We start from the raw sequence: 21156 nt of genomic DNA, 5'->3' as shown, positions 1-21156 counted from the left end.
CTTCGGATGTCGAGGTGCCAGGAGCGGCTCCGTCCCAGGGGTACAAGCAACCGAGGAGGCACACCGAATGGCAGTCAAGGCCATGCACCACGTCGGCATCACCGTCACCGATCTCGCGGCCGCGGTCGCGTTCTTCGAGGAGCTCGGCCTGGAGCTCGAAGGAAAGATGCACATGGAGGGCCCGTTCGTCGACGGCGTCATCGGGCTCGACGGCTCCCGCAGCCAGATCGCGATGCTACGCACCCCGGACGACCGGTACCGGATCGAGTTCAGCGAGTTCCAGGCGCCGCAGAGCATCGACGGCAGCTCGCACGCCCCGATTCACGCCGTCGGCCTGCGGCACATCGCCTTCGTCGTGGACGACCTCGACGACACCCTCGCCCGCCTCCGGCCGCACGGCGCCGAGCTGGTGCGCAACGTCGAGACGTACCAGGACATCCTGCGGACCTGCTACGTCCGCGGCCCCGAGGGGATCCTCGTCGAGCTGAGCGAGTTCTTCAGCTGAGCGCCCGCGCGTACGCCGTGGGGGAGACGCCGACGGTCTGGGTGAAGTCGCGCACGAGGTGGGCCTGGTCGCTGTAACCGAGATCAGCGGCCAACCGCGCCCACTCCACCTCGGACTCGGCGCGTTCCAGCGCCTCGTGGATGCGGTAGCGCAGGATGACCCACTTCGGGCTCACCCCGACGTGGTCCGCGAACAGCCGTTGCATCGTCCGCACCGCCACACCCTCGGCGCGCGCGAAGTCCGCGACCCGCCGGATCTCCCGGTCGTCACGGATCTGCTGGACCAGGTCCATCGCCAGCGTCGCCTGCGGATCCTCGTGTGGCCCCATCCTCAGCAGGAACCGATCGAGTGCGGCGACCCGCCCGTCCTCGTCCTCCTCGCCCAGCACCAGCTCCGCGGGAACGTCGGTGAGCCGCACGTGCCGGCCGGTCCAGTGCGACACCGGCTCGGCGCGGAACGGCCGGAACCCGCCGGGCCGGAACTGCACTCCCGCGACGGCAACCCGGCCGTGCAGCGTCCGGCTGAAGAGCCCGAGCCCGACACCGGCGATCTCCGGGTGCGCGTACCCGTGTTCGAAGACGAGGTTCACGGACGGATGCGGCACCACGTGCGAGGTGTAAGGCGTGTCGAGCGAACCGTCGATCAGCCAGTAGTGCTCCAGGTACGGCTGCAGCTCGGCACAGGGCAGACGACGCCGGAACCGCACGCGGGCGAACAGCTCACGCGCGTCCACGATTCCCCTGGTGTCCCGGCGCGGCCCCTGCACGCCAGTGATCCTAGGTTGGCGCGTTTTTTCAAGAACGCCGAACCGCGCGGAAATAGCGTCGAGCCATGAAGCTCAGCGTTCTGCTCGATCGTGCCCGTGACCACGCACTGCCCGTCATCGCGAACATCGGTGACGACGACCTGACCAAGCCCACCCCGCGCGCTGACTACGACGTCCGCGCCCTGCTCGACCACCTGCTGCACGTCGTCGTCGAGTTCCAGAAGCTCGCCGTCAAGCAGGACGCCGACTTCAGCCACACCCCGTCCTATCCGGACTGGCGCGCGCAGTTCCCCGCCGAGACGGCGAAGCTCGTCGAGGCGTGGGGGCAGCCCGGAGCGGACGAGGGCATCGCCGGCAGCATGAACATGCCCGCACAGACCGTGGGCGGGCTTGCGTTGCTCGACCTGACCATCCACGCCTCGGACCTCGCGCAGGCGACCGGACAGCGCTTCGAGCCCGACACCGAGGTGCTCGCCGAGGTCGCGGGCCTCGTCGCCCAGATGGGGCCGATGGCCCAGGAGTGGAACGTGTTCAAGGCGCCCGTCGAGGCACCGGCCGACGCCTCACCGTTCGAGCGGGTCCTGGCCGACACCGGCCGCAACCCGCGCTGGAGTGCTTGACTGGCGGCATGATGACCATCGGGATGCTCGGCGGGATGAGCTGGGAGAGCAGCGCGGAGTACTACCGCCTCGCGAACACGATCGTGCGGGAACGCCTCGGCGGCCTGCACTCCGCGAAAGTCGTGCTGCACTCCGTGGACTTCGCCGAGATCGAACGCATGCAGGTCGAGGGCAGGTGGGACGACGCCGGCAAGGCGCTCGCCGAAGCGGCGGCGAGCGTACAGGCGGGCGGTGCGGACTTCCTGCTGCTGTGCACCAACACCATGCACAAGGTGTTCGACCAGGTGCAGGCCGCCGTCGACATCCCGATGATCCACCTCGGCGACACCACCGCCGCCGCGATCAAGAACGCCGGGCTGACCACGGTCGGCCTGCTCGGCACCGGGTTCACGATGGACCAGCCGTTCTACCGCGAACGCCTGGAGTCGCACGGTTGCGCGTCCTGCTCCCGTCCACAGAGGACCGTGCGACCGTGCACCGGATCATCTACGACGAGCTGTGCGTCGGCATCGTCCGGGACGAGTCCAGGCGGGCGTATCAGGACGTGATCTCACGGTTCGAGGGGGCGGAGGGGATCATCCTCGGCTGCACCGAGATCGAGCTGCTGATCACCCAGGCCGACGTGCCGCTTCCGGTGTTCCCGACCACTCGCCTGCACGTCGAGGCGGCCGTTGAGCGGGCCATTCTGTGAATATGTGATGTGATCCACGCCGCAACGCGGCCACGCTGCGAGCTGTCTTAGTCACTGAGGGCTAATCAACCTCCACAGTGAACCAGGGGAGTTCGCGTTGAAACGATCACATCTCGCCGCAGGGCTGACGGCTGTCGTGGTTGCCGCCACGGCAGCCGTTCCTGTTTCGGCGGCACCGCAACAACCAGAGGTGCGTGCGGACGGGCTGACCACCAAGGTCACGCTCGTCACCGGTGACGAGGTCGTCGTCACCAACGGCAAGGTTCAGCCTCGCGCGGGCAGGGGCAGGCAGAACATCGCGTTCCGGACGTTCAAGGATCCGCGGGGCGACCTCCACGTCGTTCCCTCGGACGCCCAGGCCGGGTTGAACTCCGGGGAGCTCGACGAGCGGCTGTTCGACGTCTCGCTGCTGGCCAGATCCGGCTACGACGACGCCTCCAGCAAGACCATTCCGCTGATCGTGCAGGGGCAGGGGATCAGCGCGGCCAACGCGGAGTCGTTGCCGAGCATCGGCGCGCACGCCGTGACGGTCGAGAAGAACGGCGGGTTCTGGTCCGGTGCCCGGGCGGCGGGAACCGGACGGATCTGGCTCGACGGCTTGGTCACCGCGTCGCTGGACCGCAGCGCCGCGCAGGTCGGTGCGCCCCGGGCGTGGGAGAAGGGCTTCACCGGGTCCGGCGTGACGGTCGCGGTGCTCGACACCGGTGTCGACGAGACGCATCCGGACCTCGCAGGCGCCGTCGTCGAGTCGAAGAACTTCAGCGACAGCGACACCACCGACGACCGCTCCGGCCACGGCACGCACGTCGCCGCGACCGTGACCGGTGACGGCACGTACAAGGGCATCGCGCCCGACGCGAAGATCGTCAACGGCAAGGTGCTCGGTGACCACGGCGGCGGCCGTGAGAGCGACATCATCGCCGGCATGGAGTGGGCCGCCACCAAGGCCAAGGTCGTCAACATGAGCCTCGGCAGCCCGTGGCCGGAAGAGGGCACCGACCCGATGTCGCTGGCGCTCAACCGGATCACCGCGCAGACCGGCGCACTGTTCGTGGTCGCCGCCGGCAACTCCGGTGGCGTGGTGGGTTCACCCGCGGCCGCCGACGCGGCCCTCACCGTCGGCGCGGTGGACCGTGACGACAAGCTCGCCGAGTTCTCCTCGCGCGGCCCGCGCTGGGTGAACAACGCGGTCAAGCCCGACATCACGGCGCCGGGCGTGGAGATCGTGGCGGCCAAGGCGAAGAACGGCCAGATCGGCACGCCTGTCGGTGACGCGCACGTGGCGTTGTCCGGCACGTCGATGGCCACGCCGCACGTGGCGGGCGCGGCGGCGATCCTCGCCGCCCAGCACCCGGCGTGGAAGGCCGAGGACATCAAGGCGGCGCTGATGAACACGGCGAAGCCCAACCCGTCGTTGACCATCTACGAGCAGGGCGCCGGACGTCTCGACGTGGGCCGCGCGGTGTCCGCTGGGGTCACGACGTCCGCCGGCAGCCACTCGCTGGGCATCGCCCGGTGGCCGCACGACGACGACAAGCCGATCACGCAGAAGCTGACCTACCGCAACAACGGCAACGCGGCCGTGACGCTCGACCTCAGCGTGGCCGAGGTGAAGCCCGCTGCTTCCGGCCTGTTCAGCGTGTCGCCGTCGAAGCTGACGATCCCGGCCGGTGGCTCGGCGGACGCCGTCGTCACCGCGGACACGCGTGCTTCCGTTCCGGACGCGATCTACGGCGCCGTGATCCTGGCTTCTGATGGCACGCGCGTACCGGTGGGTGTGGTGAAGGAGGTCGAGAGCTACGACGTGAAGCTGACGTTCCTCGACCGCAACGGCAATCCGACGCCGGACTACACCTACCGGTTCGTCGACGTCAACAACCCCCAGGCGTACCTCCGGTTCGACCCGTCGGGCACGATCGTCCAGCGCCTGCCCAAGGGGACGTTCTTCTTCGACGGCTCGGTCTACACCCGCGACCCCGACCCGACGAAGCGCGGCTCGAGCACCGCGATGATCGAGCCGGCGATCGAGGTCACGGGCGACACCGACCTGGTGTTCGACGCGCGGCAGGCGAACCAGCCGTCCATCACGGTGGAGCAGAAGGAAGCCGCGTCGTCGAGCGCCGAGCTGGGCTTCGCCATGCAGGCCAACTGGGGCCTGACCGGCACGACCTGGATCATCGGCCGCTTCGAAGGCTTCTTCATCCGCCCGTCGAAGACGTCGTGGCCCAAGTTCAGCTTCTACGCGCAGACGGTCATGGCCAAGCCGGACGGCAACGGCTACTTCGACGGCAGCCCGTACCAGTACAACGTGCGGATCTCCGAGAACGGCCGCGTGCCGGAGAACGTCCAGCGCACGGTGAAGGACAGCGAACTGGCCAAGGTCGACTCGGTGATCCACGCCCGCGTGCCGGGCTCGATCGGCCAGCGCGACAACGGCGCCTCCGGTCCGCTTCCGTTGCGGCTCAAGGAGTTCTACACGCCGGACGTCGAGTGGCTCGGCTCCGTGACCGAGTTCGCCAAGCTCGGCGAGTACCCCGGCCACGGCTACCAGTACACGGCCGTGCCACAGGTGTACAAGCTCGGCCGCACCGTCACCAAGCACTGGAACAGCGCCGTGTACGGCCCCGCCGTGCCGAACGACCCGCGCCACGTCCGGTTCGCCGGACGCCTGGGCAACCAGCTGCGTCTCGACGTGCCGATGTTCAGCGCGATCGGCACCGTCGGCGGCGGCACGCACGTCGGCAGGACCGTCGTGACCCTCGACGGCAAGGTCATCTCCGACCAGGCCTACGCGGGCTACGCCTACATCCAGGGCGTGCCGGCGGAGAAGAAGACCTACCGGGCGCACGTCGAGGCCACCCGCGACTCGCAGTCGTCGAGGATCGTCACCGACTGGACGTTCACGTCCGAGCACGTCGCGGGCGAGGAGTACAAGGCGGTGCCGCTGCTGGCGGTGCGGTTCGCGCCGGAGCTGGACGACCAGAACCGGGCATCTGCGGGTCGTGCGTTCACGATCCCGGTGACGGTGGAACGCAACGGTTCCTCGTCTTCGGCTGGAATCAGGACGCCGCAGATCCAGGTGTCCTACGACGAGGGCAAGACCTGGCAGCAGGCGCTGGTGTTCAAGGTGCGCGACCAGTGGCGTGCTGCGGTGTTGCACCCGAAGAACGCCAAGTCGGTGTCGCTGAAGGCGAAGGCCAGTGACGCGAACGGATCCGTCGAGCAGACGATCATCCGTGCGTACGACCTGAAGTGACGGCGTGAGGGGCCGGGTCCGCCCGGCCCCTCACCCACGACGGCCGTCACGAGGCGGGCGCGAACCTGCTCAGGTCACCGCGGCTGACCAACTTCGTACTCGCCGTCGACGGACTTGACCACGATCTTGACGGACCTCCACTTGCCGCTGACCTGAACCATGCAGGAGAACGAGTTCCCCGGCTCGACAACCTGACCATCAGGACACGTCGCGTCGCCGATATCGGAGATCTTGTACTCCTCTTTGAGGACTTGAACCACGCCACGCGCGACAGCGTCCGGCTGGAACACTCGCCTCAACGCGGGCACCGTCGATGTCACCGTCACCGTTGAGACCACAGTGACCGTGTGCGGCGCGGGCACAGCTGTCCCCGGAGTGGGAGAAGAACAAGCCGCAGAAGCGGCCCCGAGCGCCAAGCCGATGCAGAGCACCACGCGGCGAGAGTGCATGTGGGCGAGATCGGCTCCGCGGACAGTCCTGTTACGGCACCTCTCGCAAACGGCGTGAGGGGCCGGGTCCGCCCGGCCCCTCACCGCTACTGCCGATACGGCGCCAAAGTCTCCGAATCCACGTCCGGCGCCTCCATGATCGGATGCACCTCGATCGGCTGGTTCAGGATCGACCCGCCCGGCCCAGGACAGGCCGAGCACTTCGCCGCGATCTCCAGCACCCGCTCGCGGCTGGCGACGTCCACCACCCAGTACCCGGCGATGACCTCCTTGGACTCCGCGAAGGGCCCGTCGACCACGATCGGCGCACCGCCGCCGTCGCCTCCGCGCACCACGAACGCGCGCGCCGGGCCGCTCAGGCCCTCGGACTGCAGCAACTCACCGGAGGCGCGCAGCTCGGCGTCCAGATCGCGCATGTAGGCGATCATGCGGTGCATGTCCTCGTCGGACCACGCGGCCAGGCCCTCCCAGTCCTCCTGGTTGCCGCCGTAGCTGACCAGCATGTACTTCACTTCCACTCCCCACCGGTCGCGCGGGCCTTGATCTCCTGCACGGCCCAGCTGTTGCCGTCCGGGTCGTCGAAGAAGATGAACGACCCACCGTCCTGTTCGTTCATGCGCACGATCTCGCCCACCTCGACGCCGCGCTCGACCAGCTGTGCGCGGGCCTTCTCCAGGTCGGAGACGACGAGCTGCACGCCCTTCAGCGCGCCCGGTTCGCCCTTCACGATGCCCTTGCCCATGACGATCGAGCAGGCCGAGCCGGGTGGGGTGAGCTGCATGATGCGGGTGTTCTCGTCGAACGTCGTGTCGTGGTCGACGGTGAAGCCGAGCTGCTCGGCGTAGAAGTGCTTCGCCCGGTCGAGATCCGATACCGGCACGACGATGACTTCCAGCGTCCAGTCCATGTCCGAAGTTCCTCTCAGCGGCTGCCTTACAGCGGTCCGTCGAAGTGCTCAGGAACTTTTCGACATGGGGTCTCTGCCCACATACCCGAGCAGCCGGTCCTGCAGCGGAGCGTCGTCGGGCACCGCGACCTCCTCGCCGTAGACCTCGATGCCGGGGCCGAACGCGCCGGGCGTGCGGAAGCGTTCCATCAGCTCGGGAGGCACCGCGGTTGCCGTGGCCCACAGGCGTTCCACGTCGGCCGGCGGGATCGTCTCGTCCTGGCCGGTGGCGCGAGCGAGGTCCCAGCCGTGCAGCACGAGGTCGTCGCTCACGACGCGGTCGATGTGGTCTTCCAGGGTCATCGGGCCGAGGGGTGTGGAGACCTCGCTGCGGGCACGGTCCGACGACAACGCCTCTTCGATCTGGCGCCGGGCCTCGCGGAAGTCCGTCAGCGGGTCGTCGGTTCGTGGGATCGCCACGCCCAGCATCACGCCGTGCATCTCGATGACGTGGTCCACCACCCCACGCGCGGTCCACTTCGCGCACGGCGACGGGTTGTCCCACTGGTCCGCACGCACGTGAGCGACCTTCGCCTCGAAGGCGTCCGCACGAGCCCGGTACCTGTCCGAAATCGATGTCTCGGGGATCATGGCCTCACTCCTCGACTGCGCCGCCGATCTTGCGCAGATGCTCGCGGAACGTCAGTCCGCTCGCCAGGTATTCGGAGAACTGGAGCTGGCTGCGCAGGGACTCGCCCTGCCGCACCCGCTCGGCCTGCGCTCGTTCGACGTCGCGGATGCTCGCCGCCTTGGCGAGGACGGCTTCGACCTCGGAGCCGGGCACGAACAGGACGCCGTCGTCGTCACCGAACACCACGTCGTCGGACGTGACGGTCCACTGGCCGACCTCCGCCGTCGAGAGAGCCTCGGGTGCACGGTCGCGCAGGCTCAACGGGCCGGTGGGGTTGGCGCCGAGGCTGAACACCGGCAGGCCTATCGCGCGGATGTCCTGGGTGTCGCGGTGCAGGCCCCAGATCACCACGCCGGCCAGCCCGGCGGCGCGCGCTTCGAGCACGATCAGGTCGCCCACGCAGGACTCGTCGGTGCGGCCGTCGTTGTCGACGACGAGCACGTCGCCGGGGCGGCTGCGTTCGATGGCCTCCAGGAAGATGTCGACGCTGCCCGCGTGCCGGGCGGGCAGGACGCGGCCGGACGTCCTGGTGCCGGGGATGACCGGCGTCAGGGTGGCCGTGCGGACCGGGATGTCCGCCCGGATGCAGGCGTCGGCGACGTGTGCGGTGGTGAGATCCAGTTCGGCGAGGTCCATGTCGCACAGTCTTACGCCGCCACGCGCTCCTGAGCCGAATCGGTCCGCAACACGCCCGCGGAGAACGCCGCGACCACGCAGATGGCCACCGGCAGCAGGAACGCGATGTTGAGCGGCACGAAGTGCGTCATCCACCCGATCACCGCGGGTCCCGCCAGCACACCGAGGTAACCGAGCCCGGCCACCCGCGACACGTTCGCCGCCGCCGCACCGGCCTCCGCGTGGCCGGCCGCGCTGAACAGCTGCGGCACCGTGCCTGACAGGCCCGCTCCCGCGATCGCCCAGCCGAGGAGCGCCAGCCAGATCCACGGCGAGAGTGCCGCCGTCGCGATGCCCGCCGCCCCGATCGCCGAGCCCCAGCGCAGCACCGCGACCGGCCCGATCCTGGCGGCGATCCGGTCGGCGAGCAGCCGCCCGGTCGTCATCGTCGTCGCGAACGCGCCGTAGGCCAGTGCCGCGATCTCCGGTGAGGCGCCGAGGACGTCCTGCAGGTGCAGCACGCTCCAGTCGTTCGCCGCGCCCTCGCTCAGCATCACGAACCCCGCCAGCACCGCCATGATCCAGATCCGGCGCGGCACCCTGCGCTTGCCGGTGGGCTGAGCGTGCTGCTCTTCCTTCTCGTTGAGCAGCGCCCTCGCGGTCACAAGGCTCACCACGACACCGAGCGCGGCTGCTGCTCCGAGCGTGGTGGCGGGGGAGAGTTCCCAGCTGAGTGTGCGCGCTCCGGTCAACGCCGCCGCCACACCACCGAGCGACCACGTCGCGTGGAACGCCGACATCACCGGCCGCTGGTAGTGCCGTTCCACCACCACGGCGTGGGCGTTCATGCTGACGTCCATCAGCCCGTTGCCGATGCCGAAGACGAGAAGCGCCGCACCGAGCGTCCACTGGTCAACGGCCAGACCCGGCGTCAAAGCGGTCACGCTGCACACCACACCCGCGATCGGCACGACCAGCTTCACGCCCGCCCGGTCCGTGACCTTGCCACCGATCCGCATGCCAACGAACGCGCCCAGCCCGAGCAACAGCAGCAACCGGCCAAGCTCGGCGTGGTCGATGCCGGTGCGCTGCTCGACCGTCGGGATGTGCACGAGCCACAGCCCGAGCAGGAACCCGTTGAGCGCGAAGTACGTGAAGGTGGCCACCCGCGCGGCCTTGAGAGCGTTCACTTGCTCCACGCTAACGAACGTGTGCCGTGTTCGAAAGATTGAGTTTCGAACACGGCTGATGTTCAATCACGCCGTGTCCCGTTTGAAGCAGATCACCGAGGCCGTCCGCGACGCCGGCTCGCTGGGGGTGGCCGACCTGGCTGCGCTCACCGGCGCGTCCGAGATGACCATCCGCCGCGACCTGGAGGTCCTCGCCGCCCAGGGCGTCCTCGAACGCTTCCGCGGCGGCGCCCGCAGCCTCCTGCTGCGCGGCTCCGAACCCCCGTTCGCCCTGCGCACCGACGAGAACATGGCGGCCAAGCGCCGCATCGCCGCCACTGTCGCGGGCATGGTCGCGGACGGCGAGTCGGTCGTGCTGGACAGCGGCACCACGTGCCTGGAGGTCGCGCGCCTGCTGCACGACCGCCGCATCACCGTCATGCCTCTCTCACTGCACGCGGTGAACGCCCTGTCCTCCAGCACTTCGCTCACCCTGCTCGTGCCCGGTGGCCGCCCTCGCCCCGGCGAGCTGGCGCTGACCGGGCCCCTGACGCTCGCCTCCCTCTCCGCACTGCGCTTCGACACCGCGGTGATCGGCTGCTGCGGGCTTTCCGCGGCTCAAGGACTCACCGCCTTCGACCTGGAGGACGCATCGGTGAAACGCGCCGCCATCTCCTCCGCGCGGCGGGTGATCGCGGCCGTCGACGCTTCGAAGCTGTCGCGCACCGCGCTGGCGTTCGTGGCTCCCGCGTCCTCTTTGGACGCTGTGGTCACCGACGCGGATGGCGACGAGGACCTGGCGGCCGCCGGCGTGACGGTGGTGACGGCGTGATCGTGCTGTTCGACATGTTCGGTGTGATCGCGCGCGACCAGTCGCCCGAGGTCATGGCCTCGATGAGCACGTCGCCGTCGTTCTGGGACGCGTACTGGGCGCACCGGCCCGCCTACGACCGCGGCGACGTGACGGCCGAGGAGTACTGGGCGCTCGTCGGCCACCCACCGCTCGTCGAGCAGGACGTGACCAGCTGGAGCCGCGTCGACCACGAGATGGTCGCCCTGCTCCACGACCTGCACGACGCGGGCCGGCGAATCGCGCTGCTGTCCAACATCCCGGAAGACCACGCCCGGAACTTCGAACGCACCCACGCGTGGCTGGACCTGTTCGAGGTGCGGGGTTTCTCGTGCCGCATCGGCCACGCGAAGCCGGAACGCGCGGCCTTCGAGTGGTGCCGCGACGCGCTCGGCGGCGGCGACATCCTCTTCGTCGACGACAGGCTGGAGAACGTCGAGGCCGCGCGCGAGATCGGGATGCGCGGCCACCACTTCACCGGGATCGCCGGGCTCAGGGACCGGCTCGGCGTCGTCTGACGTGCTCAGGCCCCGGCGCCGCCGTCGACCGGCACGATCGCGCCGGTCACCATCGACGCGCGGTCGCTGAGCAGCCACGCGGCGACTTCGGCCACCTCGCGCGGCTCTGCCATGCGGCCCAGCGGGCTCGTCGCGGTGATGCGCTCGACGATGCCGGGAGACGCCGCCTCCCACGCGTCGATCATCTCCGTGGCGGTGCCGCCGGGGGTGATGCCGTTGACCCGGATGCCCTGACCGGCCCAGGTCACGGCCGCGGTTTCGGTGATGCTGTTGAGCGCGCGCTTCATGGCGCCGTACGCGGGCAGGGCGGGGTTCGCGCGGCGGCTGCCGATGCTCGAAGTGTTGACGATCGCCCCGCCGCCGTTGCGTCGCATGAGCGCCGCTTCCGCGGTCATGGCGGTCCAGTGCGAGCGGAAGTTCACGGCGAACTGCTGGTCGATGTCCTCGTCACTCGTGGTGTCCAGCGGGCCGGGCTGCTGGATCGTCGCGCCGTTGTTGAAGGCGCCGTCGAGCCGCCCGTGCAGCTCCTCGACCCGGTCGACCGCCGCACGGATGCTCGCACGGTCGGCGAGGTCCAGCGCGACGGCGTCGGCGACGCCTCCACCGGCGCGGATCTCGGTGACGATGAGGTCGAGGGCGTCGGTGCCGCGGGAGGCGAGCACGACGGCGGCACCCTCGGCGGCGAAGAGCCTGGCCGCGGCCGCTCCGATGCCGCGGCTGGCGCCGGTGACGAGGACGACCTTGCCGGTGAGCAGGCCGACGGGTGCGATGTGGATGTCGTTGGTCATGACGACAATGTCAGCGCGGCCCGATGCCCGGAGGCAGGCACAGGCTGTACCAGGATCCGCCGCCGTGCGACGGGAAGACTCGGGGTATGAGCAAGCAGGAGCTCGGCGCGTTCCTCCGCAGCCGTCGCGAGCGGCTCCGGCCGCAGGACGTCGGTCTGCCGTCCGGACCGCGGCGCCGCACACCGGGTCTGCGTCGCGAGGAGGTCGCGGTCCTCGCGCACATCTCCACCGAGTACTACGTGCGGCTCGAGCAGGGCAGGGCGCCGTGGCCGTCCGGCGACGTCCTCGCCGGGATCGCGGGCGCGCTGAGGCTCACCGACGCCGAGTCCGACCACCTCCACGTCCTCGCGGGCGCCGCGCCGACCCGTGCCAGGACGTTGCGGCGCGACGTCCGCCCGAGCATCCTCGCGCTGCTCGAACGGCTGCCGCTGACAGCGGGGTTCGTGACCTCCGCCGTGTTCGAGGTGCTCGCGTGGAACGACCTCGCGGCCGCGCTCATGGAGGACTTCGCCGAGCTCGCCCCCGAGGACCGCAACCTCGCGCGCCGGGCGTTCCTCGGGCCTGCCCCGCCTGACGCGCCGCTGTACGGGATCTCCGACGCCGTCGAGTTCCGGCACCACGTCGTCACGCAGCTCCGCGTCACCCTCGCCCGCTACCCGGCGGATCCCGCGGTGACCGGCCTCGTCGGCGAACTCCACGCCAGCCCGGACTTCGCCCGGCTCTGGGAGCGGCACGACGTGCAGGCAGCGCCCACGCTCACCAAGACCTTCCGCCACCCGGTCGTCGGGGAGGTCACCGTCGACTGCGACTCGCTCGCCCTCACGGACCGCGACCAGCACCTCGTCCTCTACAGCGCGCCGGTGGGATCGCCCGCAGCCGAGGCACTGGCCCTGCTGAACGTGCTGGGTCCCAAGGCGACATCTGGAGCTGTATAGTTCAGCGAGTGCTGACCTGTGAGACCCGAGAAACCGCACTGTCCAGGCTGGGCAAGGCGCTGGCCGACCCGACGCGATGCCGCATCCTCGTGGCGTTGCTCGACGGCCACGGCTACCCGGCCCAGCTCGCGGAGAAACTGGGCCTGACCAGGCCGAACGTCTCCAACCACCTGTCCTGCCTGCGTGGCTGCGGCCTCGTCGTCGCCGCCTACCAGGGCCGCCAGGTCCGCTACGAGCTCGCGGACCAGCGTCTCACCCGCGCCCTCACCGAACTCGCCGACGTCGTCCTCGCGGTCGACCCGCAGGTGGAGTGCGTCGATGAGTGACGCCTGCTGCCAGCCGACGGCCCGCAAGACGACGCTGACCAAGCGCGTCCAGTGGCTCGTCGCCGCCACGATCACCTACAACGTCGTCGAAGCGATCATCGCGCTCACGGCGGGGACCATCGCGTCCTCCACCGCGCTGATCGGCTTCGGTCTCGACTCGATCATCGAGGTGGCGTCGGCCGCGGCGGTCGCCTGGCAGTTCTCCGGCAAGGACCCCGAAGCGCGCGAACGCACCGCGCTCAAGGTGATCGCGGTGTCGTTCTTCGCGCTCGCCGCCTACGTGACCTTCGAGTCGGTCACCGCACTGATCTCCCAGGAACGCGCCGAGCACTCCACCGTCGGCATCGTGCTGGCGGCGGTCTCGTTGCTGGTCATGCCGGGCCTGAGCTACGCGCAGCGCCGAGCCGGCCGCGAACTCGGGTCCGCGAGCGCCGTGGCCGACTCGAAGCAGACGCTGCTGTGCACCTACCTGTCCGCCGTGCTGCTCGTCGGGCTCGGCGTCAACAGCCTGTTCGGCTGGTGGTGGGCCGATCCGCTGGCAGCACTCGTGATCGCCGCGGTGGCGGTCAAGGAGGGCCGGGAGGCCTGGCGCGGCGACCACTGCTGTTAGAACCCACTGCTGTCAGAACAACGACGACCAGTAGAACCAGAACGCCTGCAGCACTCCGGCCGCGATCACCAGGTACCACAGGATCAGCACGACGCTGTGGTACTGGAAGGACGGCCGGATGTTGCGCAGCGTCGTGTACCAGAAGATCGGGATCGTCACCGCCCACACGACCATGCAGTACGGGCACAGCGCCCCGATCTCGTACAGGCTCTGCCAGATCAGCCAGTGCACGAACAGCACGCCGAACGTCGCGCCGACCTGCAGCCCGATCCAGATCCACGACGGCAACGCGACGCCCGCCAGCAGCACGACACCCAGCGTCATCACCACCGCGAACCCCGCGATGCCGAGCAACGGGTTGGGAAACCCGAACAGCTCGGCCTGCGGCGTCTTCATGATCGAGCCACAGCTCAGCACCGGGTTGATGCTGCACGTCGGCACGTAGAACGGGTCCTTGAGCAGCGCGATCTTCTCGATCGTCAGCACGGACGAGGCGACCAGGCCGACGAACCCGCCGACCGCGAGCACCCACGCGACCACTCGGTTCACCTGGAGAGCTCCTGGTCGATCGCGGTCTTCAGGTTCTCGTAGCTCGGCGCGCCGCTGAACTTGGTGCCGTTGATGAAGAACGTCGGCGTGCCCTGCACTCCGGCCTTGCTGCCCTCCGCACGCTGGGCGAGCACCCGCTCCCGCAGCGCCGAGTCGCCGAGCGCCTTCTCGAACGCGGCCACGCCCCACTCCTGCTGCGCGTCGAACATCAGCTTGAACATGTCATCGCGCTTGCCCTGCGCACCCGCCGCCTCGACCGCGACGGCCGCGAGCTCGGCGTTGCGGTGGCTGGGAATCGGGAAGTGCCGCACGTCGAACGACACGCGCTCGCCGTACTCGGCCTTGAGCTTCTGCACTCCGGGGTGGGCGGCGCGGCAGGACGGGCACTCGAGGTCGAGGTACTCGACCACGGTCACCTTGCCGTCGGCGGACTGCGGTGCCGCGGTGGTGTTGGTGTTGCGGCTGAAGAAGATGAAACCGGCGATCACCACGGCCACGACGGCGACGATGATCAGGGACAGGCGAGCGTTCTTGGACATGACGAAAAGACCTCCACGAAGGCGGAAAAGGACGGGCTCCAGACCGGGATCGGTCTAGTTGCGCAGCACGCAGAGCTGCGTCAGCCGCACTTCCAGCCGACGTGAAGGACGAGACCACACGGGCAGTGGTACCAGCCGCGCCTGCACCGAACCGGCGCGCCGCAGCACGGCGAAGCCGATCAGCACCGCCAGTGCCACCACCAGGCAGGCACCGGCGACGAGAATGCCCTCGATCAGGCCGGTGTCGTCGGTCTGATCGGAGTGGACGACCGCGTGGGTGCTCGACGTGGGGCACTGCGCGGTCCAGGCGAACTCCGTCTCACACGGGGTGCCCTGCATCATCGCGACTCCGGCCACCAGTGCGAGCACTGCGAACATCCGCGCGAGGTACGCGCGAGTTCGCGAGCTGCGGGTGCCGGACACGTGATCCAGGGTAGCGATCTGCCGCCTACGCTGGATCGCGTGGGGGAGAAACTGCACGAATCAGACCGATTGGTCCTCGACGGGCACCATGTCCCGGAGGACCTCATGCCGCTCGATCGCCATGCCGCCTCGGGGGTTCCGCACATCGTCCAGGCCGCTCTGCAGCTGTCGGCGGAACAGCGCGCGGAGGTTCGTGCGTTCGCGGACTCGTTGCCGCAGCACGAACGCACGAAGCCCGCACAGATGCCGATATCGTTCGACCTCTATTTGGCCAGCGAGGGGCCTGGCGCCCTCGTCATGCGGTTGCTCTCCAACCGGAACCTCTACCAGACCCTGGTCGCCAAAGCGGTCTGCGACATCACGGAGGGCCGCCGGTACTGGGCGGCTTCCAGCTACGCCATGGTCGGCGCCGGGCGCAAGGAGCTGACGCCCGATCTGCTCGGTGACCTGGCGCCGTTGCTGGACATTCCGGCCGACGTGCTGGCGACGCTGACCGGAATCACGCCGGTGGGCGCCCCGGTGCCCGGTCTCGGTGAGATCGTCTGGGCCGTCCGGCGACTCACCCGGGACCAGGTGGTGGACGTGCGCGAGTTCGCCGAAGCCATGATCAGCCGCCGCGCGACCTAGTTCCAGAACGCCAGCTTGTGCTCGGCCGCGTAGTCGACGCGCCCGATCGCTCCCGGAGCCAGTGACTGCACGTACTGGCCCTCGGAGAACTTCGGCCAGCCCGGCGTTCCGTTCCTGGCGAAGTCCGTCCACGCCTTGATCATGTGGTCGGACAACCCGCGGTCCTTGTCGAAGTCGGCGTCCGGGAACAGGTAGTCGATGTCGGACGAGTGGTTCGCACCGTGCAGCTCCGCCGGGAACTCCGGGTTCGTGGACGCCCCACGATCAGCGAACTCGAACGCGTACACCGGCGCCTTCTTGGCGTACAACGTGTTCTGCCGGAACGTCGCCCGCGCCCACACGCGGTCGGTCAGCACCCTGGCCCACGCCTGCTTCGGTGACGCGTAGGCACTGACCGGGTACTCACGCTCGATCTCGACAGCGCGGTCGGGGAATGCCTCCCGCACCAGCCGCGAGTAGTCCTCGGCTGACATCGGTCCCTGCCGGAACAAGCCGACGAAGCTGTTGTGCTCGTCCCGCGTCGCACCGACGAGCATCGGCACGGACGAGAACTCACCCGCCTCCAACGACTCCCCGGGCAGCTTGGGCAGCAACGAACCGCCGTACCCCACCGGCTGAAAGATGTTCATGATCTGCGGGTGCTCCAGCAGCTTCTCGACCGGCAGCTGCCGCAGGCACTCGACGTCCGCGCACCCCAGCTCGCGCGTGATCATCGTGCCGATCTCCTGGATCTCCGGGACCGGCCGCCACACGAGCGACGGCAACGCCTCCAGGTCCGGGTACCAGGTGCCCTTCGGCACGTCCACCAGCGTGAACGAGCTGTGCATGACGGCCTTGTGGAACAACGGCCGCTGCCCGATGAGGTGAGCGCCGACGGTCGTCGCGCCGAACGACACCCCGAAGAGCGTCACGTTGCCCGGATCCCCGCCGAACGCCGCGATGTTGCGCTGCACCCACTCCAGCGCGGCCCGCTGGTCGAGCAGCCCGAACTCGCCGGAGTGCTCGAGCCCCGGCAGCCCGAAGCCGCCGAACACCCCCATCCGGTAGTTGAACGTCACGACGACGACATCTCCTTGCCGCGCAAGACGTTCCGCGTTGAAGTAGTGCCCGGCCCCCACCGCGCCGTCGCCGTGCACCCACACCAGCACGGGTCTGGAACCCGTCACCGAAGGCGTGGTGACGTTCGCGAACAGGCAGTCCTCGTCGGTGCTCTTGGCCTCGGAATAGCTGGATCCGACCTGCGGGCACGGACTTCCGGGTTTGAGCGCGTCCCGCACCCCGCTCCACGCGGCGGCCCGAGCCGGCGGCTTCCACCGCTCGGGCTTGGCCGCGTACGGAACCCCCTGGAACACCAGGTGCCCGTCGCGCTGCTCGCCCCTGACCTGTCCGGTGTCGGTCGCAACGACGTTCGACGGCACCGCATCCCCCTTTCCGCACGCGCTCACCAAGAGCAAGGCGGCCACCACAATCCCCCGACGCAAGATGACTAACCCCCTGTTGCCAGCTCGACGGCCGCGACCAGCTCCCGTTCGCAGACGTCGAGATCGAGTGCCCCGGACCGCAGCACGACGCCGTTGCGCATCGCGAGGATGAACACCGCCATCACGTCCGGGTCGAACGCGCGGAACTCACCGGCCTCCTGCCCCTGCCTGAGGAGGGCGGCGAGCGCCACGTGATCGGAGTCGGCGATGCCCCCGTCGGTCACCGCCGCGTGCGCCCTGATGCGCAGGAACGCGAGCATGTCGTCGCGGTGCTCACGGAGGAACGCCACGTTGGCCCGGAGGAACGCCTCCAGCTCACCGCGAGCGGTGGACTGGCCCATCCGCTCGGTCACGAACCCTTGGAACCGCTCCAGGATGTCCGCGAACACCACGTCCACGAGCTCCTGCTTGTTGCGGAAGTGGTACGAGATCAGCCCGGTGCTGCTCAGGCCCGCGCGCGTCGCGATCGCCTTGAACGACGTCTCCGCGTAGTCCAGCTCCGCGATCGTGGCGATGGCCGCCCGCACGATCTGCGCCCGGCGGGCCTGCTCCGTGACCGACTTTGCTCGCATGAGCAAAAATTAGCACAGCTGAGCAAACGCTGGGCAAGTCAAAATCAACTTCCATGAGCACCAGGCAGCAGGTGGAGTTACGGCCGTTGCGCCGATGGGTGATCGTGGTGTGCGCGGTCCTGGTCGTCGTGCTGACGGCAGCGGTGCTCGTCTGGCTGCTGCTGGAGGCGGGTGCGGACCCGGGACGGCGGATGGAAGCGATCAAGACCGGCTTCACCGTCGGACTGGCGGGCGGCGGCAGCGTCGTGCTGTTCCTGGCCGTGCGGCGGCAGTGGCACCAGGAGGTCATCGCCGTCCACACGACCCGTGACGCCGACGAGCGCCGCCTCACCGACCTCTACGTCAAAGCCACCGAGCACCTCGGCTCACCGCTGGCCCAGGTGCGCGTCGCGGGCCTCTACGCCCTGGAACGCCTCGCCCAGGAGTACCACCACCAGCGCCAGGTCGTCGCCGACGTCATCGCCGCGTACCTGCGCATGCCGTACCACCAGGCCGAGGACCTCGAAGCTGAACAGGAACTGCACGTCCGCCGGGCCGCGGGCAAGATCCTCACCGGCAACCTGCGCGGACCGGACCCCTGGCAGGTCACGCTCGACCTCAGTGGTGCCACGCTGGTCGACTTCAACGCCCGCCAGTGCGTCTTCCCCGGCGGCCTCAACTGCGAGGGCGCCACCTTCATCGGCATCGCGCGCTTCACCGACGCCCGCTTCGCCGGTGTGGCGAGGTTCGTCGACGTGAGCTTTCGAGGGACCAGCCGGTTCACCGGAGTGGTCTTCGAGGACGACGCCCTGTTCGACGGCGTCCGCTCCAGCGACACGCGCTGGTTCCTCGGTGCGAAACTCACGAACCTCAAAGCGGTGCTGGAAATCCCGGGCTTCCACGTCGCCCCGGACGGCACCATCACCCCTGACGCGCCAGCCCGATGAGGTGATCGACGGCCGCCGCCAGATCAGCGGGCCCGTCGACCGCGATTCCGGCGCCACCGAGCCGGCGCAACGGCTCGATGTCGATGTCCACCCGGTCACCGACGCTCCACGTCCGCGCGGCGGGCACCCCGCACCGGTCGAGCACCACCCGGAACGCACCGGGATCGGGCTTCGGCGTGTCCCCGGAGTCCTCGGAGCTGAACACCTGCGTGAAGCCGCCGGCCCCCAGACCGATCTTGTCCAGGATGGCCGTCGCCGAACTCCTCGTGTTGTTGGTGAGCAGCACGATCGGCACCACCTCACGCAGCCGCGCCAGCTCCCGCACCAGGTTCTCGTCCCGCTCCAGGCCGTCCGCAATGGACAGATGCGCTTCCCGGTACTCCAGCCACTGTGCGACGTCGAAACCGTTGGCCCGCACGAACGACGTCGTCGACGTGCCCGACCAGTTCGTCCGCATCGCCTCCCGCAGCTCGGCCGTCTTCGCGTCCGCGTGGGCGGCGGAAGTGCCCTGCAGCTCGACGAACATCCGGCCGATCACCGCGAGGACCTGTTCCACGTACGCCTCCTTCGGATACAGGGTTCCGTCGAGGTCGAACACGACGAGTCGCGGTGCGGATCCGTTTCCGAGAACGTCGATCATGCGCCTACTCAATCACGGGCCGCCCTCAGCCGAGGTCGGACAGGTCGAGCACGAACCGGTAGCGGACATCGCCACGCTCAAGCCGGCCGAGCGCCTCGGTCACGCGGCCCGACGGAAGCAGCTCGATGTCGGCGGTGATGCCGTGCGCGGCGCAGAACTCCAGCATGGCGGCGGTGGCGGCAAGACCACCGCTGCCTCCCGAGGTCAGCTTCTTGCGGCCGAGGAGCAGGTCCATCGTCTCCACGGTGAGGGACCCGAGGTAGCCGACCTGGCTCAGGGTTCCGTCCATGGCCACCAGGCTCAGGTAGGGGCCGAGGTCGTGGGGGACGGGAATGGTGTCGATCAGGACGTCGAACCGGTCGCGGGCCGCGGCGGTGCTGTCCGGGTCGGTGGACACCACGACATCGGTGGAAGTGGGCCGTGGCGTCGCTCGCGCGATTCGCCGACCGGCTCACGACCGACACCTCCGCGCCCATCGCCGCGGCGAACTTGACCGCGAGGTGGCCCAGTCCGCCCAGACCCGCCACCGCGACACGCGTTCCCGGGCCCACGCCCAGTGCGCGCAGCGGTTCCCACACCGTGATCCCGGCGCACATCAGCGGCGCGGCGGCGGCCGGCTCCAGTCCTGCCGACAGGGGATGGGCGAACCGGTCGCGCACGACGTACTCGCGGGAGAAACCACCCAACGTCGTCGTCCCGTCGTGGCGATCGGTGCCGCTGTAGGTGAGCGTGGGGAACTCGCGGCAGAAGTTCTCCTGGCCCGCAGCGCACATCGTGCACACGCCGCAGGAGTCGACGATGTTGCCAACGGCGACGGGGTCACCGGCCCGGAACGCCGTCACGTCCGGACCGACCTCGGTGACCACGCCGGTGAACTCGTGACCCGGCACGAGCACGTCCTCGCCGTTGTGCCTGCGGACGGCGTGCAGGTCGGTGTGGCAGACCCCGCAGAAGTCCACGCGCACCGCGATGTCGTCGCGGCGCAGGTCGCGCCGAGGGATGGGTACCGCGTGCAACGTGGTGCCGCGGGCCTGCCAGCCGGTGGTGCTTCGCATGACGCTCCTCAAACAGACTGTTCGGTCTATTTCAAGCTACACGAGAAACAAACCAACTGTTCTGTCTGTAGGGTTGGCCCATGTCCGACCAGCAGTTGACGGCCCGCGGTGCGGCCACGCGGCAGCGCATCATCGACGTCGCCACCCGCGAGTTCGCCGAGTACGGCATCGCAGGCGCCCGCATCGAACGGGTCGTCGCCGCCGCACGCACCAACAAAGCCCAGCTCTACGCCTACTTCGGCAACAAGGAAGGGTTGTTCGACGCGATCTTCTTCGGCTCGCTGGAGCGGATCGTCAACGTCGTCCCCATCGACGCCGCCGACCTGGCGGACTGGGCCGTGCGCCTGTACGACGAGTACCTGCGGCACCCCGACGTCATCCGGCTGGCCACCTGGGCCCGCCTGGAACGACGGCCCACCGGCCACCTCGTCGCCGACACCGACCGCCTCGACGCGAGCAAGCTCCAGGCCATCGCCGAGGCGCAGGGGGCAGGCCTGGTCCGCGACGGCGACCCCTTCGACCTGATGGCGATGGTGATCGCGATGTCGATGGCCTGGTCACCGGTCAGCAACGTCTACGCGGCCACCATCGACGAACCCGCCGAGGTTCACGAGCGCCGCCGGGACCTGCTGCGCGACAGCGTTCGCCGCGTGGTCGCACCCGGCTAGG

27 protein-coding genes and 2 pseudogenes are annotated in these 21156 nt (G+C 69.3%); 13 read left to right on the top strand and 16 right to left on the bottom strand.

All coding sequences use genetic code 11. The annotated features are described in order from the left end of the window. Positions 1 to 67 precede the first annotated feature (67 nt). On the top strand, positions 68 to 505 hold the full coding sequence (locus tag ABFX45_RS20180) for a VOC family protein (protein WP_109637015.1): 438 nt from the start codon (positions 68 to 70) through the stop codon (positions 503 to 505). On the opposite strand, the gene ABFX45_RS20175 is transcribed toward ABFX45_RS20180, so the two are convergent. Beyond that, the gene (locus ABFX45_RS20175; RefSeq protein WP_109637014.1) at positions 498 to 1271 is read right to left on the bottom strand and encodes a helix-turn-helix domain-containing protein; all 774 of its coding nucleotides are present in this window, start codon (positions 1269 to 1271) and stop codon (positions 498 to 500) included. The two genes, ABFX45_RS20180 and ABFX45_RS20175, sit on opposite strands and share 8 nt — an antisense overlap. 65 nt (positions 1272 to 1336) lie before the next feature. On the opposite strand from ABFX45_RS20175, the gene ABFX45_RS20170 reads away from it, so the two are divergent. From ABFX45_RS20170 to ABFX45_RS20160, 3 genes and pseudogenes are all read left to right on the top strand, one after another. Continuing rightward, positions 1337 to 1891 carry a TIGR03086 family metal-binding protein gene (locus tag ABFX45_RS20170; RefSeq protein ID WP_346131640.1) on the top strand — a complete coding sequence of 185 codons (555 nt, stop codon included), beginning with the start codon at positions 1337 to 1339 and terminating at the stop codon, positions 1889 to 1891. Positions 1892 to 1899: 8 nt separating this feature from the next. Continuing rightward, positions 1900 to 2582 (top strand): annotated as a pseudogene (locus ABFX45_RS20165) (aspartate/glutamate racemase family protein). Positions 2583 to 2679: 97 nt separating this feature from the next. Beyond that, entirely contained in the window at positions 2680 to 5838 is a 3159-nt protein-coding gene (locus ABFX45_RS20160) for a S8 family serine peptidase (RefSeq protein ID WP_346131639.1), read from the top strand. A gap of 74 nt (positions 5839 to 5912) precedes the next feature. On the opposite strand, the gene ABFX45_RS20155 is transcribed toward ABFX45_RS20160, so the two are convergent. The 6 genes from ABFX45_RS20155 to ABFX45_RS20130 form a co-directional block, all read right to left on the bottom strand. Continuing rightward, positions 5913 to 6164 carry a DUF4333 domain-containing protein gene (locus ABFX45_RS20155; RefSeq protein ID WP_170154956.1) on the bottom strand — a complete coding sequence of 84 codons (252 nt, stop codon included), beginning with the start codon at positions 6162 to 6164 and terminating at the stop codon, positions 5913 to 5915. 209 nt (positions 6165 to 6373) lie between these two features. Further along, positions 6374 to 6790 carry a YciI family protein gene (locus ABFX45_RS20150; protein WP_109637115.1) on the bottom strand — a complete coding sequence of 139 codons (417 nt, stop codon included), beginning with the start codon at positions 6788 to 6790 and terminating at the stop codon, positions 6374 to 6376. Between the two features lie 5 nt (positions 6791 to 6795). Next, positions 6796 to 7194, bottom strand: a complete 399-nt coding sequence (locus tag ABFX45_RS20145) for a VOC family protein (protein ID WP_109637009.1) — start codon at positions 7192 to 7194, stop codon at positions 6796 to 6798. Positions 7195 to 7242: 48 nt separating this feature from the next. Then, on the bottom strand, positions 7243 to 7824 hold the full coding sequence (locus ABFX45_RS20140; RefSeq protein WP_109637008.1) for a TIGR03086 family metal-binding protein: 582 nt from the start codon (positions 7822 to 7824) through the stop codon (positions 7243 to 7245). A 4-nt stretch (positions 7825 to 7828) separates the two neighbouring features. Continuing rightward, a complete protein-coding gene (locus ABFX45_RS20135) occupies positions 7829 to 8500 on the bottom strand; it encodes an RraA family protein (protein WP_346131638.1) in 672 nt (223 codons plus the stop codon). A gap of 11 nt (positions 8501 to 8511) precedes the next feature. After that, on the bottom strand, positions 8512 to 9669 hold the full coding sequence (locus ABFX45_RS20130) for an MFS transporter (RefSeq protein ID WP_233439557.1): 1158 nt from the start codon (positions 9667 to 9669) through the stop codon (positions 8512 to 8514). Between the two features lie 73 nt (positions 9670 to 9742). On the opposite strand from ABFX45_RS20130, the gene ABFX45_RS20125 reads away from it, so the two are divergent. Next, the gene (locus tag ABFX45_RS20125; protein WP_233439556.1) at positions 9743 to 10480 is read left to right on the top strand and encodes a DeoR/GlpR family DNA-binding transcription regulator; all 738 of its coding nucleotides are present in this window, start codon (positions 9743 to 9745) and stop codon (positions 10478 to 10480) included. After that, positions 10477 to 11016: an HAD family hydrolase gene (locus ABFX45_RS20120; RefSeq protein WP_109637005.1), complete on the top strand. Its 540-nt coding sequence runs from the start codon at positions 10477 to 10479 to the stop codon at positions 11014 to 11016. The genes ABFX45_RS20125 and ABFX45_RS20120 overlap by 4 nt, the downstream gene beginning before the upstream one ends. 5 nt (positions 11017 to 11021) lie before the next feature. Here the strand turns inward: ABFX45_RS20120 and ABFX45_RS20115 are convergent, their stop codons facing one another. Beyond that, positions 11022 to 11804, bottom strand: a complete 783-nt coding sequence (locus ABFX45_RS20115) for an SDR family NAD(P)-dependent oxidoreductase (protein WP_109637004.1) — start codon at positions 11802 to 11804, stop codon at positions 11022 to 11024. 86 nt (positions 11805 to 11890) lie between these two features. On the opposite strand from ABFX45_RS20115, the gene ABFX45_RS20110 reads away from it, so the two are divergent. From ABFX45_RS20110 to ABFX45_RS20100, 3 genes are read left to right on the top strand one after another with little or no spacing between them, the layout of a single operon-like run. Beyond that, the gene (locus ABFX45_RS20110; protein ID WP_346131637.1) at positions 11891 to 12739 is read left to right on the top strand and encodes a helix-turn-helix transcriptional regulator; all 849 of its coding nucleotides are present in this window, start codon (positions 11891 to 11893) and stop codon (positions 12737 to 12739) included. Positions 12740 to 12747: 8 nt separating this feature from the next. After that, positions 12748 to 13065, top strand: a complete 318-nt coding sequence (gene cmtR / locus ABFX45_RS20105; RefSeq protein WP_346131636.1) for a Cd(II)/Pb(II)-sensing metalloregulatory transcriptional regulator CmtR — start codon at positions 12748 to 12750, stop codon at positions 13063 to 13065. Further along, positions 13058 to 13675, top strand: a complete 618-nt coding sequence (locus ABFX45_RS20100; protein WP_346131635.1) for a cation diffusion facilitator family transporter — start codon at positions 13058 to 13060, stop codon at positions 13673 to 13675. Before cmtR ends, ABFX45_RS20100 begins: the two co-directional genes overlap by 8 nt. A gap of 12 nt (positions 13676 to 13687) precedes the next feature. On the opposite strand, the gene ABFX45_RS20095 is transcribed toward ABFX45_RS20100, so the two are convergent. From ABFX45_RS20095 to ABFX45_RS20085, 3 genes are read right to left on the bottom strand one after another with little or no spacing between them, the layout of a single operon-like run. Beyond that, complete coding sequence (locus tag ABFX45_RS20095) at positions 13688 to 14224, bottom strand: vitamin K epoxide reductase family protein (RefSeq protein ID WP_109637000.1); 537 nt, start codon at positions 14222 to 14224, stop codon at positions 13688 to 13690. Further along, positions 14221 to 14763: a DsbA family protein gene (locus ABFX45_RS20090; protein ID WP_346131634.1), complete on the bottom strand. Its 543-nt coding sequence runs from the start codon at positions 14761 to 14763 to the stop codon at positions 14221 to 14223. The genes ABFX45_RS20095 and ABFX45_RS20090 overlap by 4 nt, the downstream gene beginning before the upstream one ends. A gap of 54 nt (positions 14764 to 14817) precedes the next feature. Further along, complete coding sequence (locus ABFX45_RS20085) at positions 14818 to 15186, bottom strand: hypothetical protein (RefSeq protein ID WP_346131633.1); 369 nt, start codon at positions 15184 to 15186, stop codon at positions 14818 to 14820. A gap of 105 nt (positions 15187 to 15291) precedes the next feature. Here ABFX45_RS20085 and ABFX45_RS20080 point away from each other — a divergent pair, with 105 nt between their 5' ends. Next, on the top strand, positions 15292 to 15813 hold the full coding sequence (locus ABFX45_RS20080) for a hypothetical protein (protein WP_346131632.1): 522 nt from the start codon (positions 15292 to 15294) through the stop codon (positions 15811 to 15813). On the opposite strand, the gene ABFX45_RS20075 is transcribed toward ABFX45_RS20080, so the two are convergent. Continuing rightward, entirely contained in the window at positions 15810 to 17231 is a 1422-nt protein-coding gene (locus ABFX45_RS20075; protein ID WP_346131631.1) for a carboxylesterase/lipase family protein, read from the bottom strand. The genes ABFX45_RS20080 and ABFX45_RS20075 overlap by 4 nt on opposite strands. A 68-nt stretch (positions 17232 to 17299) precedes the next feature. Continuing rightward, the gene (locus tag ABFX45_RS20070; RefSeq protein ID WP_109636995.1) at positions 17300 to 17866 is read right to left on the bottom strand and encodes a TetR/AcrR family transcriptional regulator; all 567 of its coding nucleotides are present in this window, start codon (positions 17864 to 17866) and stop codon (positions 17300 to 17302) included. A 53-nt stretch (positions 17867 to 17919) separates the two neighbouring features. Here ABFX45_RS20070 and ABFX45_RS20065 point away from each other — a divergent pair, with 53 nt between their 5' ends. Further along, positions 17920 to 18792 carry a pentapeptide repeat-containing protein gene (locus ABFX45_RS20065; RefSeq protein WP_112225151.1) on the top strand — a complete coding sequence of 291 codons (873 nt, stop codon included), beginning with the start codon at positions 17920 to 17922 and terminating at the stop codon, positions 18790 to 18792. Here ABFX45_RS20065 and ABFX45_RS20060 read toward each other — a convergent pair. Beyond that, positions 18767 to 19432 (bottom strand): HAD family hydrolase, encoded by a 666-nt coding sequence (locus ABFX45_RS20060; protein ID WP_346131630.1) that lies wholly within the window; start codon positions 19430 to 19432, stop codon positions 18767 to 18769. The genes ABFX45_RS20065 and ABFX45_RS20060 overlap by 26 nt on opposite strands. A 25-nt stretch (positions 19433 to 19457) precedes the next feature. Next, entirely contained in the window at positions 19458 to 19829 is a 372-nt protein-coding gene (locus ABFX45_RS20055) for an MDR/zinc-dependent alcohol dehydrogenase-like family protein (RefSeq protein ID WP_346131703.1), read from the bottom strand. A 23-nt stretch (positions 19830 to 19852) separates the two neighbouring features. Here ABFX45_RS20055 and ABFX45_RS20050 point away from each other — a divergent pair, with 23 nt between their 5' ends. Continuing rightward, a complete protein-coding gene (locus ABFX45_RS20050; protein WP_346131702.1) occupies positions 19853 to 20155 on the top strand; it encodes a hypothetical protein in 303 nt (100 codons plus the stop codon). Here the strand turns inward: ABFX45_RS20050 and ABFX45_RS20045 are convergent. Further along, a pseudogene (locus ABFX45_RS20045) lies at positions 20125 to 20487 on the bottom strand (alcohol dehydrogenase catalytic domain-containing protein); the annotation flags it as partial. The gene ABFX45_RS20050 and the pseudogene ABFX45_RS20045 overlap by 31 nt on opposite strands. Before the next feature lie 80 nt (positions 20488 to 20567). Here ABFX45_RS20045 and ABFX45_RS20040 point away from each other — a divergent pair. Beyond that, on the top strand, positions 20568 to 21155 hold the full coding sequence (locus ABFX45_RS20040; protein ID WP_346131629.1) for a TetR/AcrR family transcriptional regulator: 588 nt from the start codon (positions 20568 to 20570) through the stop codon (positions 21153 to 21155). Position 21156 lies beyond the last annotated feature (1 nt).

It is taken from the genome of Lentzea roselyniae (genome assembly GCF_039537795.1).
Lineage (GTDB): Bacteria > Actinomycetota > Actinomycetes > Mycobacteriales > Pseudonocardiaceae > Lentzea > Lentzea atacamensis.
The sequence above is the reverse complement of the archived record's forward strand: the minus strand, read 5'-3'. Positions and strand labels throughout refer to the sequence as shown.

Excerpts from the sequence above, each read along its gene's own strand:
- ABFX45_RS20180 (WP_109637015.1), top strand. The coding sequence starts at position 68 with ATGGCAGTCAAGGCCATGCACCACGTCGGCATCACCGTCACCGATCTC.
- ABFX45_RS20170 (WP_346131640.1), top strand. The coding sequence starts at position 1,337 with ATGAAGCTCAGCGTTCTGCTCGATCGTGCCCGTGACCACGCACTGCCC.
- ABFX45_RS20150 (WP_109637115.1), bottom strand. The coding sequence starts at position 6,790 with ATGCTGGTCAGCTACGGCGGCAACCAGGAGGACTGGGAGGGCCTGGCC.
- ABFX45_RS20145 (WP_109637009.1), bottom strand. The coding sequence starts at position 7,194 with ATGGACTGGACGCTGGAAGTCATCGTCGTGCCGGTATCGGATCTCGAC.
- ABFX45_RS20140 (WP_109637008.1), bottom strand. The coding sequence starts at position 7,824 with ATGATCCCCGAGACATCGATTTCGGACAGGTACCGGGCTCGTGCGGAC.
- ABFX45_RS20135 (WP_346131638.1), bottom strand. The coding sequence starts at position 8,500 with ATGGACCTCGCCGAACTGGATCTCACCACCGCACACGTCGCCGACGCC.
- ABFX45_RS20115 (WP_109637004.1), bottom strand. The coding sequence starts at position 11,804 with ATGACCAACGACATCCACATCGCACCCGTCGGCCTGCTCACCGGCAAG.
- ABFX45_RS20110 (WP_346131637.1), top strand. The coding sequence starts at position 11,891 with ATGAGCAAGCAGGAGCTCGGCGCGTTCCTCCGCAGCCGTCGCGAGCGG.
- ABFX45_RS20100 (WP_346131635.1), top strand. The coding sequence starts at position 13,058 with ATGAGTGACGCCTGCTGCCAGCCGACGGCCCGCAAGACGACGCTGACC.
- ABFX45_RS20090 (WP_346131634.1), bottom strand. The coding sequence starts at position 14,763 with ATGTCCAAGAACGCTCGCCTGTCCCTGATCATCGTCGCCGTCGTGGCC.
- ABFX45_RS20080 (WP_346131632.1), top strand. The coding sequence starts at position 15,292 with ATGCCGCTCGATCGCCATGCCGCCTCGGGGGTTCCGCACATCGTCCAG.
- ABFX45_RS20070 (WP_109636995.1), bottom strand. The coding sequence starts at position 17,866 with ATGCGAGCAAAGTCGGTCACGGAGCAGGCCCGCCGGGCGCAGATCGTG.
- ABFX45_RS20065 (WP_112225151.1), top strand. The coding sequence starts at position 17,920 with ATGAGCACCAGGCAGCAGGTGGAGTTACGGCCGTTGCGCCGATGGGTG.
- ABFX45_RS20060 (WP_346131630.1), bottom strand. The coding sequence starts at position 19,432 with ATGATCGACGTTCTCGGAAACGGATCCGCACCGCGACTCGTCGTGTTC.
- ABFX45_RS20040 (WP_346131629.1), top strand. The coding sequence starts at position 20,568 with ATGTCCGACCAGCAGTTGACGGCCCGCGGTGCGGCCACGCGGCAGCGC.